Origin of the sequence: Pseudoroseomonas ludipueritiae (genome assembly GCF_014490445.1) — a bacterium.
In the GTDB taxonomy this organism is placed as follows: domain Bacteria; phylum Pseudomonadota; class Alphaproteobacteria; order Acetobacterales; family Acetobacteraceae; genus Pseudoroseomonas; species Pseudoroseomonas ludipueritiae.
On sequence record NZ_JACTUZ010000117.1, the window covers coordinates 1 to 14,581 of the forward strand.

Consider the following 14,581-nt stretch of genomic DNA (forward strand, 5'->3'; position numbering starts at 1 on the left):
GCCCTGCGGCTGGAAGGGCCGGCGGCGCGGGAAGCCCCGACCGGCTCCATCCCGGAGCCCGAGGCCCCGGCGCCGGAACTGGCCGGGCTGCTGGCGCGCGACCGTGGCCGGGTGCTGGAAGGCGTTCGCTACCGCATCGACCCCGCCGACCGCACCGCCTTCCTGGCCGCCATGGCCGACCTGCGGCAGGTGCGGATGCGCAGCGGCGCCCTGTGGTGGCGCCTCTACGAGGATGTCGCGCATCCGGAGTTCTGGGCCGAGTTCTGGGCGGTGGAAAGCTGGACCGAGCACCTGCGCGAGATGGACCGGCTGGAGCCGGAGGACCGTGCCATCATCGCCCGCGCCGCCGCCCTGCACCGGGGGGACACGCCGCCCAAGGCCTCCCGCTACATCGCCCAGGACCCCCTGATCGCGCAGGGCAGGCATTCTTGAGCTTGGCGGGGCTTGCAACCGGGCCCCGGGCAACTCTCATTCCAAAGGCAGCGTTAGACGCGCCAGAAAGTGGGAGAACTCAATCATGGCCCTTCGCAAGTCCCCCAATGACCTTGGTGAGAATGCCAAGAAGACCTCCATCAACGTTTTGAACGGCGTGCTGGTCGATACCATCGACCTCACCAACAGCGTCCGCATGGCCCACTGGACGATGCGCGGCCCGAACTTCATCGGCCTGCACACCATGCTGGAGGGCTTCTACAACGACCTGTTCCAGTTCGGTGACGACATCGCCGAGCGCCTGGTGCAGCTGGGCGGCACGCCGGACGGCACCAGCCAGCTGGTGGCCGAGAAGACCCGCCTGAAGGCCTATCCGCGCGACGTGACCTACACCATGAAGCATGTCGAGGAGCTGGTGGAGCGCTTCGCCGCCAATGCCAAGACGGTGCGCGAGGGCATCGACACCACCGACGAGGCCGGCGATGCCGACACCGCCGACCTGCTGACCGAGATCTCCCGCGACCTCGACAAGAAGCTGTGGATGCTGGAGGCGCATACCGGCAACGCCGAGAATTGAGCACCTGATCCGGGGCGCCGAAGCGCGCTCCGGGTTGCGGTTCCCCCCCCTCCGCCGCTACCGTGCGGCGCGAGGGGTGTGAACAAGACATGAACGATCTCTTCGGCGGCAAGGGTGCTAAGGCCCCTGCCCAAGCAAGCTATTCCGCCAAGGACATCGAGGTCCTGGAGGGGCTGGAGCCCGTGCGGCGCCGGCCCGGCATGTATATCGGCGGCACCGACGAGAACGCCCTGCACCATCTGGCGGCGGAGGTGCTGGACAATGCCATGGACGAGGCGGTGGCAGGCCATGCCGACCGCATCGAGATGTCATTGGAAGCCGGCAACGTGCTGGTGGTGCGCGACAATGGGCGCGGCATCCCGGTGGACCCGCATCCGAAATTCCCCAAGCTCTCGGCGCTGGAGGTGATCCTCACCACCCTGCATTCGGGTGGCAAGTTCTCCGGCAAGGCCTATGACACCTCGGGCGGGTTGCACGGCGTCGGCAGCTCGGTGGTGAATGCGCTGTCCGAAACGCTGCAGGTGGAGGTGGCGCGCGACCGCACGCTGTTCACCCAGAGCTATGCGCGCGGCAAGCCGACCACCAAGCTGAAGAATGCCGGCGCGGTGCATAACCGGCGCGGCACCACCATCCGCTTCAAGCCGGACCCCGAGATCTTCGGCAACCAGCAGTTCTCGGCCACCCGGCTGTTCAAGCTCTGCCGCTCCAAGGCCTATCTGTACCGGGGCGTCGAGATCCGCTGGGCCTGCGACCCGGCGTTGATCAAGGACGACACGCCTTCCAACGCCACCTTGCACTTCCCCGGTGGCTTGCTGGACTTCCTGGCGGCGGCGGTGGAGAGCCAGCCCACCGTCATCCCCGCCCCCTGGGCTGGGGATGTCACCTTCCCCAAGGGCGCGGGCCGGGTGGAATGGGCCGTGACCTGGGTGGAGCGTGGCGACGGCTTCGTCCATACCTACGCCAATACCATTCCGACCCCCCAGGGCGGCACGCATGAGGCCGGCCTCCGTTCGGCGCTGGTAAAGGGCCTGCGCGCCTATGGTGACCTGAAGAAGGAGAAGCGCGCCGGCAACGTGACCGCCGAGGATATCTTCGGCGGGCTGGCGGGCATGCTCTCGGTCTTCATCCGGGACCCGCAGTTCCAGGGCCAGACCAAGGACAAGCTGACCAGCCCGGAGGCCAGCAAGCTGGTCGAGGCCGGCCTGCGCGACCACTTCGACCACTGGCTGGCCGGCGACCCGGCCACCGCCGACAACCTGCTGGCCTTCGCCATTGAGCGGGCGGAAGAACGCATCCGCCGGCGCGAGCAGAAGGACACGCCCCGCAAGACCGCCACGCGCCGGCTGCGCCTGCCGGGCAAGCTGGCCGATTGCGCCCGCGAATCGGCGGAAGGCACTGAGCTGTTCCTGGTGGAGGGCGATTCGGCCGGTGGTTCCGCCAAGCAGGCGCGGGACCGCGAGACCCAGGCGGTGCTGCCGCTGCGCGGCAAGATCCTGAACGTGGCCTCCGCCAGCGCCGACAAGCTGCGGCAGAACCAGGAGCTGAAGGACCTGATCGAGGCCCTGGGCTGCGGCGCCGGGGACCGTTTCGACATCAGCCGCCTGCGCTATGGTCGCATCATCATCATGACCGATGCCGATGTGGACGGCGCCCATATCGCCACGCTGCTGATGACCTTCTTCTACAAGGAGTTGCCGGAGCTGGTGCGCCAGGGCCGGGTGCATCTGGCGCGCCCGCCGCTCTACCGGCTTACGGCCGGGGGCAAGACCATCTATGCGATGGACGATGCCGAGCGCGAGAAGCTGATGAAGAAGGCCTTCAAGCCGAACCAGAAGGTCGAGGTCAGCCGCTTCAAGGGCCTGGGCGAGATGCCGGCGGCATCGCTCAAGGAAACCACCATGGACCCGAAGCGGCGCACCCTGCTGAAGGTGGTGCTGCCGCCCGAGGAACGTGCCGCCACCGCGGAGCGGGTGGAGGAGCTGATGGGCCGCAAGGCCGAGCTGCGCTTCCGCTTCATCCAGGAAAATGCTGCGAAGCTGGACCTGGAGGAAGTGGACGCCTGATGTAACGGCGCGCCATTCGAGAGACACAACTCCGATTGAAGAGACTCCCTCCTGCATAACCCACTGTTTCAGTTATATTCGCCCTGGCAAGCAGAGCTCTTGCCGGGGCTTCTCTTCTTGAGGGCAGCGCCCCTCCGCATCTCGGCCGCTGAAGGATTTCCGCTCCCGCCTTCATAAGCCTTGGTTAGCGCCCCCCTCTCGCGCACTGCTTTGCTCACTCTGCTCCGCATCCCGCTTGAACTCGAGTGAAGTTGGACACAGGCCGGACAGTTTCCGAACGTCGTGAAACCTTCTGATCGGGCAAACATTCCTTGCGACATGGAAGAGTTCGAGATCTATGGCCCGCTCGACATCTGCGGTCCGCTTGAGGAGTTCATTGATCGCCTGGACCAACAGCTGGCGATGGTGATTGACCGTCGCGCGGAACTGGAAAGGGCGCTGGTAGAAGCGGAGTGCAGTGACTCGGACTCGAACGAAGTTGACCTCTGCCGCGCGGAGTTAGAGCGCGTCATCAAAGAAGTGGCCAACGTGGGCGAGGCCATGCGTTGGTCATGGCGCCTACTCGGGTTCGTGAACGGGACTCGAGGCACGGTTCCGCCGCCGAAGATGCTGCGTGCCCTCGAGGCACAGAGTGAAGCGGTCACGCAGGTATCGAGGGGCAAGCCGAACAGCAAGAGTTCCCGTGCGTGCGCGCGCATCGAGGCGGCGCTGCGGGAGCACGGTCCGCTCCATAGACGGCGGCTGCTTGAGATCCTCCTTGCCGACGGCGTACTGGGAGCTGAAGCAAGGCCGATCAACCGGCTGGCGACCATCCTCACTGAGAACCGACACCTATTCAGTTCGGATGGCCGAGGGACCTACACCCTTGCAGCCGCCGGGCACACAGAACAGCGCCGGGTCACAGTACCTTCAAGCCTGTCGGGACCGCAGCAATCTGCGCGTTCCGCCCGCAAACTCGTTCATGGAGGTGATAGCCATGCGGTCACATGACACCGCCAGAAGATAATCCCGGTAAGTGGTGGGCTGCTGAGCCGAACGAGGACCACTCACCGTAGACCTCATGATATGCGGGAACGATAGCCCAGGATCGCTCCATCCGCGGCCGCCGTCCCCGCACCCAGGTCACAGTACCTGCCCATGCAACGCGCCTTCAGGGCTGGGGTTGCCTGGGCTTCGCGTTCTTGCGCCACGGATGGGTCGATGGGTGCCGTCCAGATTACCGCATCATCGCTCGGACCTGCGCCAGCACGGCTGTCCTCCCGGCTTCAGACACTACGCCGCCTGATCTACTTGCAGCTGCCACAGGGTCAGCCCGCAGTCCGCGCTCCGGCCCGCCGCCGCTCGCGCCAGAACGCCCACGTGAACCAAACCAGACCGATCATACCTCCTGCCGTGGAAGCAAGGCCAGCCGCCCACATGCCCAGGACGAAAGCCGCGGGTCCCATTGTTGAGCCCGGCATCACGATGCCCTCAAACCAGCCCGCAGGCAGCGGCTCGCCTGCGTAAGCCAAGAACACTCCACCGCTCGCGGCTAGGCCTGCCAACTTCAAGACGTAGGTAGCCAGCCTCATCGTCCGCTCCCATGCCTCGTCACCGAAGCGCCCGGGCAGCATAGGAGGTTCAGCGGCGCTTGCCAGGATCATCGCTCCTCGATTCTGCTCGAGTCGGCCTTCTGTCGCTGACGCGGCCGGTCCCCTATAAGGCGCCCCCCTCCCCTGCGCTTCCTTGGACCTCCGGCATGCCTGCCCCTGGTGAACAGCTCCCGCTAAAGCTTGAGATGCCCTCCACAGGCGTTGTCACCGGCGCCAAGGTCGCCTTCGTCCTGGTGGCCGAGGACGACGAGGAGGAGCCCGAGCCCCACATCGCCATCACCTTCCGGCACCCTCCGCGGGCGGACAGGACGCTGCTGTTCGGGACCCGGAGCCGGGACCGGCTCATCGAGGCGCTCGGGGTGGGCGCCATCGAGCGCATGGTGGCCCAGGCGGAGGCGGACTGCGGTGCCTTCAACGCGGCCCAGGAGGCGTTCAGGCGGGTTTCCGAGAGCATCGCCTGCGCGCTATCGGCGGAGAACATCACCGACTACGTGATCCGGTCCACCGTGGACGATGTGCACGCCTCGGACGTGTCAGGTGATCTTGTCCTCATCTCGGGCAGGCTGCGCGGCAGCGCCAGCTTCGACGCGATCGTGCCGCCTCCCCTGGTGCCCGTGCTGGTCGGCATGCTGTCCGACTGACTGCGGACGGCGACGGCGCCGTCCCGGACCGGTTATGACCGACCGGCCTGAGCCGCATACAGGTGAACGAGAACCGCGCGCGGAAGCTTGTCTGGGCGTCGGGCGCCCGCGCTAGGCTGGCGACCCGAGGAGGATTGCGATGCCCTGCCCCGCTGAGTCCGCCCTGAACTTGGCCGCGACGGAGGTTCGTCGCCGGTGAGGGCTATGCGTCGCAAGCACAGTCTGACCCCTTGATCACTGCGTTGCCCTTTCGTCAACTCGGACCTGCAGGCGGCCCTCAAGCGTGTCCAGCGGCGCCGCACCGAGTTCCGGGCGGCCGGACTGGAGCCGCCCGGCGTCGGGCCAGCGGCGGCCGAGTCGTCCAAGCAGGCATGGAAGGTCGGCCTGCTCGGACGGCGGCGGATGGTGACGCGGGACGTCCACCTGCCGCCGGACCTCGTGGAGCGCGTCCTCTGGCTGACCGGCGCCCGTACGATCCAGGAAGTGGCCGAGATGGCGATGAACAGCGTCATCCTGCACCACATGTCGGCGGAACATCGTGGGACGGGCGTCGCGGCAGGCTTTCGGATTCGCGCCCGCCTGCGCCGCCTTGCCATGTCCCGGCGCACATGAGCTAGCCTAACGGCCTGAGGAGGACTGCCCATGCCGCCCTACCCAGTCGATCCCGCCGTCCAAGCCGAAGCCCGCCGACTCGCCTCGGAAGACCTGGACCGCGACCTCGGCACCGTTGCCGACATGCTCGCCGAGCGCGGCCACTACGGCCCCGACGGCAGACCCTACCTCGCTCGCACGGTAGCCAACCTGCTGGACGAGGAACTCCTGCGCAGGCGCGAGGAACGGCTGCGGCCCATCAGGGCCGCCCCCCACCAGCGCGAACGCCGGGATTCCGCCGTAAAGCCAGGGCCGGGGATAGGCAGCAGCCGCACCCAAAGGCCGACCAGCGGCAGGTTGAGCACCAGCAGCATGGCGTTGCCCACGTACAGCGAGGCGATCAGGCCCCGCCGGGAAGGGTGCGGGCCAGCCATGCGTGAAGAAGCGGGCAGCGAGCGCTCCTGGCGAGCAGGTGCGCGGATGCCGTCGACAGGGGCAGCGGGTGCATCGCTGCCCTGGCAACGAAGCCCGGTTCACCTCTGCAAGCGTGATGCTGGACTCCTGGTTCCGCCTCCCTCCATTCCATGGGCTCCGCGTAGTAGGAAGCGCCATGCCTCTGCTTGCTGCCGCGTCCCTCCTCAGTGCCCTGCGAGTGGGATCTGCGCTGCTGTTGCTCCTGATGTCCGTCCAGGTGCGGGCGCAGCCGTTGCAGGACACGGGAGGCAAGCCGATGGAACTGCCGGTGGACCGTTGCAGTGGACCGCTAAGCGAATCCGGCGGCGGCTTGGGCCAGCTGACACTCTCGCTGTCGGACCTCGCGCCTCTTGCGCGGGACATCCTGGCACATCACGGCATCCGCGCGACGTGGAGCGGCTCAGGGCGGCAGCTCCGGCTTGAGCTCCATCTGGATGGCATCCAGAACCTCAGGCTTCCGGAAGGCAGTGCGGCGACCCTCTACCTGCCCCGCGGCAGCACGCCCGACGTCATGAGGGACCGAAGATCCCGCCTGCCGCAGCTCTGGCGCCTGGATGACGCCACCGTCGTGGCCGCGGACATGGCCTACGACATCCGCCTGCGAGGAACAGATGCGGCGGGCGCGATGCCGGTGCTGCAGACCGATCTCGGCCAACTGCCCGATTACCGTCCCGTAAAGCTCTATGTCGACATGTTCAGCGGCTTCGCGGCCGTGGCCCTGGAGCGTTTGCCGGGAAGCGGCAGCGCGCCGCACCGGATTTACGCCATCGCAGGTACGCACGTATTCGAACATCGCGACTTCCGGAGTTGGGCGTCAGGGCTGACCTTCGGGCGCGCGCAGTTCACCTCCACGGCGGCGCTGGAGATGATCCGCGACGCCGCCGCCTACGCACGCGACATGCGGGGCGGCGGCGAGGTCGTGCTGACCGGGCAGAGCCAGGGCGCCCTGGTGGCGCAGGGCGTCGGCTACATGCTCCAGGCATATCTGGATGCTTCGCCCGCCATGCACCACCTGGTCCAGATTGTCTCCTGGGGCGGCACCGGGGCCCAGGAAGTGATCCAGCGCATGATTGCCGAGGCGCGGGAATCCGGCGGGCGGGGCATCTCGCCTGATCTGGAACGCCACTGGGCGGCATCGGAGGCCGAGTACGGCGAGGCCGCGGCGATATGGTCCGTCCTGCTCCGGCAGTGGCGGGGCATCCACCCCGGCGATGAGGCCGCCAGCATCCGGTCTACGGCGAGCCGGATGCGCGTGCTCGGGTACTTCTTCGAGATCGACCTCTTCGCGCGGGCCGGGACGTTCCTGGGCACGGCGATGGCCTTCCCGACCGAGCTCATCCTGCCGGGCGGCTGCGACCTGACGGTGCTGGAGACGTTGATCGGCACGGATGGCGGCAGATTCGGTTTAAGGCTGGAATCGCACTTCCTGAAGGGCTATCGCCGCGCTGTCTCGAGAGGGGCGACCGCCGTGGCGCGTCCGGCCTTGCCAGCCAAATGGCCGTGGGTGACCGACCTTCTCCCCGCCACCGAGTTGCTCGGCATGGCATGGCTCAAGACCCTGTACCTGGATGGTCCGGCAGCGACGCCGGAGAACTGGCGACGCTGCCTGTCGGCCGAACGCTGGATCACCCGCGACAATCGCTTCTGCAGGGAAGCCTTCTGGCCCGGCTGCATGCCCGATCCGGCTGAAGCCCGTTGGTGCCTGATCCGGGACGCTACCGCCGTTCCGCGCTCGCAGCAGGTCGATGCCCCATTGGACAGGAGCAACCAAGCCAAGGGACAGAATTGAGCCGGTGTCGTGGAAAGCTTCGGCACCGGGCGTCCTGTCCCTTTCCGTAATCCCAAGTTCGCTTTCCGACTGCTGCGGGTGTTGAGCGACTGACTGAACCTCTTTGGGCACAGAGCGGAAGGGACAAAGCTGGCCGGAAGCGGCCAGTCCGCTCTTGGGCGGCTGAACCGGAGAAGCAGACCTTCGACAAGACTGGCTGCCGTCGGTCAATCCAGTTCATGCCCGGAAGCGCTTGCGATACTCCGCAGGCGTGAGGCCCACGATCCTTGTGAAGACCTTCCGGAACGCACCTGCGTCGGCGTAGCCGACCTCCCATGCCACCTGATCCACCGTGAGCGGGCTGGACTGGAGCAGTTCGCGAGCCTTTCCGATGCGGAGCCGCTGACAGTACTCCGTGGTCGTCAGGCTTGTCGCTTTCTGGAAGCGACGCAGGAGGGTCCGTTCCTCCAGCCCGGCCTGCATGGCAAGCGTGGCAAGGTCACTGTCCCTAGCCTCGGTCACCTGGAGCCAGTGCTGGACCTTGAGGATGGCGCCGTCACCGTGATGCAGCCTCGGCGTGAAGGCGCTGTAGTAGCTCTGCTCCCGCCCGGGCGGGTCGACCAGGAGCCGCCGCGCGGTCTTCATCATGACGACGGGCCCGAGATGGCGGTCGATCAGCCTCAGGACGAGGTCGGTCCAGGCCATCGCCCCGCCCGCGGTGATGATGTCGCCGTCGTCGATGAGCAGGCGGGCGGCATCCATCCTGGCTTCCGGGAAACGCGCCTGGAACGCCTCCTCGAAGGTCCAGTGGGTCGTGATGCAGCGACCAGACAGGAGGCCCGTCTCGCCCAGAAGGAAGGCACCCGTGCAGATCGAGCCAGCGAGGTGCCCGTGCTGTGCCGTTCACGCAGCCAGTTCACGAAGGGCGCCGCCTCTTGCGGCTCGATGGGCGCGCCGAGCCGGGGCGGCAGGATAAGGATGTTCGGCGTTCCCTCGATGCCAGAAGCGGTGTCAAACACGCGGGCCGGAATGTCCTCGCCGTCCCGCAACTGCCAGTGGCTGACCCGCAGCGCGGGTGCCTGGCGGTTCGCCTGTTCCCCTGCGATACGGTCAGCGAGCATCAAGAAGTCCGTCATCCCGAGCACGGCCGCGAGCTGAGCGCCAGGATAGATCACCACGCCGATCTCAATGGCGTTCTGTCCTGGCATGTCGTTTCTGACCCTCATTATGTCGGTGCCGCCACTGCTAACGTCCGGCGCGGTCACTTATCCAGAGGCCATCGTATCCGCATGGGCTTGGGGTTGCTGACGGCGCTCGCAGCCCAGGTATTGGCAAGGAGGACTGAGCCATGACCGACAGAGGCAAGAAAGGCTTCCTGATCACGCGCCGGAAGACACTCCCGGCCTTGTCCATGGGAATCATCGGCATGACGACGCACACTTCACATGCCGCTCGCCAGCAGGCGGCGGTGACGCAGATCCGCAATGCCACACTGCGCATCAACTACGCCGGTGTGCGCTTTTTGGTGGACCCGATGCTGGACGAGCAGGGCACGTCTCCTGGCTTTGCCGGATCGGCCAACAGCGAGCGGCGCAACCCCCTGGTGCCTCTGCCTTTGTCCATCGCCGACATCACTGACGTGGACGCGGTGATCGTGACCCATCTGCACACCGATCACTGGGACAGTGCGGCCAAGGTGCAGCTCGCGAAGTCGTTGCCCCTGTTCACGCAGAATGAAGACGACGCCGCGACCATCCGGGAAGCAGGCTTCACGGACGTACGCGTCCTGACCGAGGCGTCAGAGTTCAAAGGCGTCAAGCTCGCCAGGACGGGTGGGCAGCACGGCACCGACGCCACCCTCAAGGCGGTGCCGCGCCTGGGTAAGGTCTGCGGCGTCGTCTTCAGTCATCCGTCGGAGAAGACGCTCTACATCGCGGGCGACACCATCTGGAACGGTCATGTCGAGCAGGCCATCGCCAAGCACCGGCCGGACGTGATCGTGCTGAACGCGGGCAAGGCGACCTTCATCGGCCTGGACCCCATCATCATGGGGGAAGAGGACGTCCGGGCGGTCCACCGTGCCGCCCCGAAGGCCACCTTGATTGCTAGCCACATGGAAGCCGTGAACCACTGCATCCTGAGCCGCGCCGAACTGCGAGCCTTCGCCGAGCGGGAAGGCTTCGCGGCGAGCCTGCGTGTTCCGGCTGACGGCGAGACCGTAACCATCTAGTTCGCCCGCGTCCCCGCTCCCGCAGCCACCGAGCGTGGCTTCTGAGACGCCGCGTCTTTATCAGGTGAAGGCGCGGCATCTCGCATCCCGCTGTCTGTTCCGGAGCGCCGTTTTTACTTACCCGCATGACCCGTCTGGGAGTGAAGCCGCCCCGACCGGACCTGACTGATAGCGGAACGGCGGCTCCCGGCAGGCTGACATGCCGCAGCGAACGCGTTCACCGCCGGACAGTGTGGCCGTGCTGTTAGTGCGGGAGCACTTCGGCCTCATGCGCGTGGCGGCGCCGGGATGCGAGGATCCAGAGCAAAACTGCGCCGGAACTCAAGGCCGCGCCCAGCGAACAAACGCCTGGCCATCCCGCCTGCGCGTAGGCGGCTGTCGAGGCGATCGCACCGGTGGCGCTGCCCAGGGAATAGAAGACCATGTACATCCCGATGAGGCGTCCGGCCGCCTCGGGCCGCTGGGACACCAGCAGGCTCTGGTTCGTGACATGCACCGCCTGGACCGCGAGGTCGAGAAGGACCACTCCACCCACCAGCCATGCCAGCGAGATCGGCAGCATCGCGAGAAGAAGCCAGGACAGCAGCATGAGACCGAGGGCGGCGCCTGTGACCGTGGTCCCGAACCCCCGGTCAACCAGCCGCCCCGCACCGCCCGCGACCAGGGCGCCGACCACGCCCGCGAACCCGAGAAGGCCCACCTGAGCATGCGAAAGCATGAAAGGTTCTCGGCCCAGCGGCAGGGCCACGGCCGTCCAGAAGGTGCTGAACGTCGCGAAGATCAGGAATGCGAAGCCCGCCCGCAACCGGAGGGTTCTGTCCCGCCGCAGCAACTCCGCCATGGAGCGGAGCAACCCTGCGTAGGTGATCGGGACCCTCGTCTCCGGCTCCTGCGGCAGAGCGCGGAACAGCAGCGCGGCCATGGCCATCATGGCGCCCGCGGAGGTGAAGTAAACCGCGCGCCAACCCGCCACGTCAGCGATGAAGCCTGCGAGAACCCTGGCCGCGAGGATCCCTGTCACCACACCGCCGGTGACCAGCCCGAGCGCGCGGCCACGCTGCTCCGGTACCGCGAGAGACGCGGCCAGGGCGACCAGAACCTGGACCACGACAGCCAGCAAGCCAATCACTCCCGCCGCAACGAGAAACAGCGTCCGGGTGCCCGCGAAGCCTGCGACGAGGAGAACCGCGGCCGAGAGGATGAACTGCCACAACGCGAGGCTCCGTCGGCTGATTACGTCGCCAAGCGGCACGATGAACACCAAGCCCAGTCCATAGCCGACCTGCGTGATCGTTCCGATGATGCCGACGCTCCCGAGCGGAATCCCGAGTTCGGCCGCGATGGTCTCCAGAAGCGGCTGCGCATTGTAGACGTTGCCTACCGCCAGACCGCAGGCGATCGCCAGAAGGAGGGTTAGTCTCGGCGACAGGCCGGAAGTGCGTGGCTCCTTCGCCGCTTCGTGCACGCCCGTGGCGCTGGTTGCTTGCGCCGTTTGCTCGCCATCCATTAGGACCTCCGATTCTGGTCCTATAATGAGACCAGATGACGGGCGGCTAGACCAGTCCTATAATGGGACTAGCTGGGTCATGAGCGGTGGGGCCTGAATGGTGAAGCGACTGAGCATGAGCGATGCGGAATGCCCGGTGGCGCGGGCATTGGATGCCATCGGCGACTGGTGGTCGCTGCTGATCGTCCGTGATGCCTTTGATGGCGTGCGGCGGTTCAGCGAGTTCCAGAAGGGTCTGGGGATTGCCAAAGGCATCCTCAGCGGACGCCTCCGGCATCTGGTGGCCGTCGGCGTGCTGGATCAGGCACCCGCTTCGGACGCCAGTGCCTACGGGGAGTACGTGCTGACCGAAAAGGGGCACTCGCTTTTCCTGGTGATCGTGGCCCTGCGTCAGTGGGGCGAGACGAACCTCTACGCACCTGGCGAGCAGCATTCCACGCTTGTGGAAGCCGACGGTCTCACGCCGGTGCCGCCCATCGAACTCCGTTCATCCGCTGGACAGAAGCTGGATCCGCGGGACACAAGGGTCAGCAAAGTAGGCCAGTCTCTGAAACGGCAGTGCGTGCCATGAGCTCGGGCGGCTTTGATGTGTCCTGCACGTCAGGCGCGCGGCAGATCCCACTCCGCAGCTGGGGAGCCGAAGTGAGCCTTCAATCGCAACGGGCAGCACAGAGCTTGCCCGTATCTACCTTCCGGAAAGTCGCCAAGATGTCTGATCGGAAGCGTTGGTGATGCGAAGGTTGGCAGCAACTCGTCTCTCAACGTCGCCAGGAGCCTTCAAGCACCCAGTTGTCGCGTTCGGTCGTCTTCAAAGTCTGAAGTAGGGCTTCCCGGTCGAGCGGAGCGCAGTAGGCAGGCCTGGCCCGCTCAAAACGCCAACCCTCCGAAAATGGGCCAGCATCGACGGCATCAAAGCCGATCTGGTCCAGGAACTGCGTGGCAACTACCTTGGCTTCTTGGTCATCGCTGGCAATCGGCACAGCACGCCGCTGCCCCGACGCCAGTAGCGATCCACCCTTCTCCAGGTCGGCTGCCAGGATGGCGTTGAAGGCCTTCACAATGCGCGACTGCGGCAGATGTCGTGCCAGCATCTCGCTCGTGGTGGTCCGCTGAGCATCCAGTGCCGGGATCCGCCCGTCCCGGTCCGGATAGTAGTTGTTGGCGTCCAGCACGACCTTTCCGGCCAAGGGCGCACTCGGAATGGTCTGGTACTGGTGGAGCGGAATCGCAACCAATGCGGCTTCGCCGAAGCGGGCGGCCTCTTCCACGGTGCCGATCCCGGCCCCCGTAGCACCCGGGATGCCGCTGAGCGTATGCGGCCCGCGCAAGTTGCTGACCATCACTTCGTGGCCCGCCGCCACGCCGAGGCGCGCGACAGCGCGCCCGATGAACCCTGCCCCGATGATGCCGATCCGCATACCCTTGCTCCTGATGCCTGTCTCAACGCGCGACCTGAGGTTGGCTTAGCATCAGATTGTGATAAATCGCGGAGTCGAGGTTTCTTTCACAACCACGGGTAGGAAATGCTGGACCGGCTCACAAGCATGGCCGTTTTCGTTCGGGCCGCCGACCTCGGTTCCTTTACGGCCGCCGCAACAGCGCTCGGCATGTCGTCTCAGATGGTCGCCAAGCATGTCGTGTTTCTGGAGGACAGGCTCGGCACACGGCTGCTGAACCGCACCACGCGCAAGCAGAGCCTCACCGAGTTCGGCCGCTTGTACTACGAACGGTGTCGGCTCGTTCTGGCAGAAGCCGAGGCGGCCGATGCTCTGGCCCAGAAGGTGCGAGAGGCCCCACGCGGGCGCCTCCGGATCAACGCACCCGTGACCTTCGGCAGTCACAGCTTGGTCCCGCTGGTCACGCGCTACCTTCGTACCCATCCGGAGGTGCAGGTTGATCTCACGCTGTCCGATCGCCTGGTGGATCCGGTCGATGAAGGTTTCGAGGCAGTGATCCGCCTCGGGCCGGTCAGCGACACCGCTCTGGTGGCGCGCCCTCTCATGCCCTACCGGCTGATCGCCTGCGCCTCACCCGCCTATCTGGCGGAAAATGGTGTGCCGGAAGTACCGTCTGACCTTGCTCGCCACGAATGCCTGGGCTTCGCTTACTGGTCGGGCGCCCTGAGCCGTCAGTGGCGGTTCAGTTGCGATGGACGCAGCTTCGACGTCTCCGTGTCTGGACGCCTCCAGATCAACGACTGGAGGGGCCTACTCCGTGCTGCTCTGGACGGGTTCGGCATCACGCTCGGTCCTGAGGCCGCACTCGCCCCGGAACTCTCGGCTGGGCGCCTCGTGCAGGTTCTATCCGGCTACGACGGGCCGTCTCGACCTATGCACATCCTCCATGCTGCCGACCGACAGATGACACCAAAGCTGCGCAGCTTCCTCAGCACGGTTGTTGCGGAGTTTGGGGCATCTAAACAGCGCAGGCATTGAGGTTTGCTGGTCATACCCCAAACGGTTATCCCGGATAGGCAGGCTAGCGCTGCAGCCAACTTTTCCGGTCCTGGCCAGCCAGAGGTTGACGTCCGCTTTGCGGCAAGGCTCTGAGCTCTGCAGATGGCTGCTGTGGGCACTGAGCGGAAGGGGGAAAGCTGGCCGAGAACGGAAGGTCCGCTATCTGCCTCGCGCCCACCGTCCTCTTCTGGATCAATGAGCCCTGAGCCTAGTCTGCGGACGGCGTCCTCCTGATCGACCCGGGTCGATG

13 protein-coding genes and 1 pseudogene are annotated in these 14,581 nt (G+C 66.1%); 10 read left to right on the forward strand and 4 right to left on the reverse strand.

Translation table 11 applies throughout. The features are described from left to right. The 7 genes from IBL25_RS19205 to IBL25_RS19235 form a co-directional block, all read left to right on the forward strand. On the forward strand, nucleotides 1–432 hold a 432-nt coding region (locus IBL25_RS19205; RefSeq protein WP_187780127.1), incomplete at its 5' end, for an MFS transporter. Between the two features lie 85 nt (nucleotides 433–517). Next, nucleotides 518–1,009, forward strand: coding sequence for a DNA starvation/stationary phase protection protein Dps (dps, locus tag IBL25_RS19210; protein WP_187780128.1), 492 nt, complete (start codon nucleotides 518–520; stop codon nucleotides 1,007–1,009). Between the two features lie 89 nt (nucleotides 1,010–1,098). Further along, on the forward strand, nucleotides 1,099–3,072 hold the full coding sequence (gene parE / locus IBL25_RS19215; RefSeq protein ID WP_187780129.1) for a DNA topoisomerase IV subunit B: 1,974 nt from the start codon (nucleotides 1,099–1,101) through the stop codon (nucleotides 3,070–3,072). 318 nt (nucleotides 3,073–3,390) lie between these two features. After that, nucleotides 3,391–4,062: a hypothetical protein gene (locus tag IBL25_RS19220; RefSeq protein WP_187780130.1), complete on the forward strand. Its 672-nt coding sequence runs from the start codon at nucleotides 3,391–3,393 to the stop codon at nucleotides 4,060–4,062. 787 nt (nucleotides 4,063–4,849) lie between these two features. Next, the gene (locus tag IBL25_RS19225) at nucleotides 4,850–5,305 is read left to right on the forward strand and encodes a hypothetical protein (RefSeq protein WP_187780131.1); all 456 of its coding nucleotides are present in this window, start codon (nucleotides 4,850–4,852) and stop codon (nucleotides 5,303–5,305) included. Between the two features lie 402 nt (nucleotides 5,306–5,707). Then, entirely contained in the window at nucleotides 5,708–5,917 is a 210-nt protein-coding gene (locus IBL25_RS19230) for a hypothetical protein (RefSeq protein WP_187780132.1), read from the forward strand. A gap of 589 nt (nucleotides 5,918–6,506) precedes the next feature. Continuing rightward, on the forward strand, nucleotides 6,507–8,159 hold the full coding sequence (locus tag IBL25_RS19235) for a hypothetical protein (RefSeq protein WP_187780133.1): 1,653 nt from the start codon (nucleotides 6,507–6,509) through the stop codon (nucleotides 8,157–8,159). A gap of 216 nt (nucleotides 8,160–8,375) precedes the next feature. On the opposite strand, the gene IBL25_RS26715 is transcribed toward IBL25_RS19235, so the two are convergent. Both IBL25_RS26715 and IBL25_RS27625 read right to left on the reverse strand, forming a co-directional pair. Further along, complete coding sequence (locus IBL25_RS26715; protein WP_367615641.1) at nucleotides 8,376–8,843, reverse strand: GlxA family transcriptional regulator; 468 nt, start codon at nucleotides 8,841–8,843, stop codon at nucleotides 8,376–8,378. Next, a pseudogene (locus IBL25_RS27625) lies at nucleotides 8,823–9,023 on the reverse strand (DJ-1/PfpI family protein); the annotation flags it as partial. The pseudogene IBL25_RS27625 and the gene IBL25_RS26715, both read right to left, overlap by 21 nt. A gap of 463 nt (nucleotides 9,024–9,486) precedes the next feature. Between IBL25_RS27625 and IBL25_RS19245 the strand changes: the two are divergent. Beyond that, nucleotides 9,487–10,368: an MBL fold metallo-hydrolase gene (locus IBL25_RS19245; RefSeq protein WP_187780134.1), complete on the forward strand. Its 882-nt coding sequence runs from the start codon at nucleotides 9,487–9,489 to the stop codon at nucleotides 10,366–10,368. 244 nt (nucleotides 10,369–10,612) lie between these two features. Here IBL25_RS19245 and IBL25_RS19250 read toward each other — a convergent pair whose 3' ends face one another. Next, nucleotides 10,613–11,875 (reverse strand): MFS transporter, encoded by a 1,263-nt coding sequence (locus IBL25_RS19250; RefSeq protein WP_187780135.1) that lies wholly within the window; start codon nucleotides 11,873–11,875, stop codon nucleotides 10,613–10,615. A gap of 115 nt (nucleotides 11,876–11,990) precedes the next feature. Between IBL25_RS19250 and IBL25_RS19255 the strand changes: the two genes are divergently transcribed. Then, nucleotides 11,991–12,446 (forward strand): winged helix-turn-helix transcriptional regulator, encoded by a 456-nt coding sequence (locus tag IBL25_RS19255; RefSeq protein WP_238940536.1) that lies wholly within the window; start codon nucleotides 11,991–11,993, stop codon nucleotides 12,444–12,446. Nucleotides 12,447–12,633: 187 nt separating this feature from the next. On the opposite strand, the gene IBL25_RS19260 is transcribed toward IBL25_RS19255, so the two are convergent. After that, nucleotides 12,634–13,293 carry an NADPH-dependent F420 reductase gene (locus IBL25_RS19260; protein WP_187780137.1) on the reverse strand — a complete coding sequence of 220 codons (660 nt, stop codon included), beginning with the start codon at nucleotides 13,291–13,293 and terminating at the stop codon, nucleotides 12,634–12,636. 105 nt (nucleotides 13,294–13,398) lie between these two features. On the opposite strand from IBL25_RS19260, the gene IBL25_RS19265 reads away from it, so the two are divergent. After that, entirely contained in the window at nucleotides 13,399–14,310 is a 912-nt protein-coding gene (locus tag IBL25_RS19265; RefSeq protein ID WP_187780138.1) for a LysR family transcriptional regulator, read from the forward strand. The last annotated feature ends 271 nt before the right edge of the window (nucleotides 14,311–14,581 follow it).

What these genes read in the sequence shown, in the direction of transcription:
- dps (WP_187780128.1), top strand. Translation starts at nt 518, where the DNA reads ATGGCCCTTCGCAAGTCCCCCAATGACCTTGGTGAGAATGCCAAGAAG.
- parE (WP_187780129.1), top strand. Translation starts at nt 1,099, where the DNA reads ATGAACGATCTCTTCGGCGGCAAGGGTGCTAAGGCCCCTGCCCAAGCA.
- IBL25_RS19220 (WP_187780130.1), top strand. Translation starts at nt 3,391, where the DNA reads ATGGAAGAGTTCGAGATCTATGGCCCGCTCGACATCTGCGGTCCGCTT.
- IBL25_RS19225 (WP_187780131.1), top strand. Translation starts at nt 4,850, where the DNA reads ATGCCCTCCACAGGCGTTGTCACCGGCGCCAAGGTCGCCTTCGTCCTG.
- IBL25_RS19230 (WP_187780132.1), top strand. Translation starts at nt 5,708, where the DNA reads ATGGTGACGCGGGACGTCCACCTGCCGCCGGACCTCGTGGAGCGCGTC.
- IBL25_RS19235 (WP_187780133.1), top strand. Translation starts at nt 6,507, where the DNA reads ATGCCTCTGCTTGCTGCCGCGTCCCTCCTCAGTGCCCTGCGAGTGGGA.
- IBL25_RS26715 (WP_367615641.1), bottom strand. Translation starts at nt 8,843, where the DNA reads ATGGCCTGGACCGACCTCGTCCTGAGGCTGATCGACCGCCATCTCGGG.
- IBL25_RS19245 (WP_187780134.1), top strand. Translation starts at nt 9,487, where the DNA reads ATGACCGACAGAGGCAAGAAAGGCTTCCTGATCACGCGCCGGAAGACA.
- IBL25_RS19250 (WP_187780135.1), bottom strand. Translation starts at nt 11,875, where the DNA reads ATGGATGGCGAGCAAACGGCGCAAGCAACCAGCGCCACGGGCGTGCAC.
- IBL25_RS19255 (WP_238940536.1), top strand. Translation starts at nt 11,991, where the DNA reads ATGAGCGATGCGGAATGCCCGGTGGCGCGGGCATTGGATGCCATCGGC.
- IBL25_RS19260 (WP_187780137.1), bottom strand. Translation starts at nt 13,293, where the DNA reads ATGCGGATCGGCATCATCGGGGCAGGGTTCATCGGGCGCGCTGTCGCG.
- IBL25_RS19265 (WP_187780138.1), top strand. Translation starts at nt 13,399, where the DNA reads ATGCTGGACCGGCTCACAAGCATGGCCGTTTTCGTTCGGGCCGCCGAC.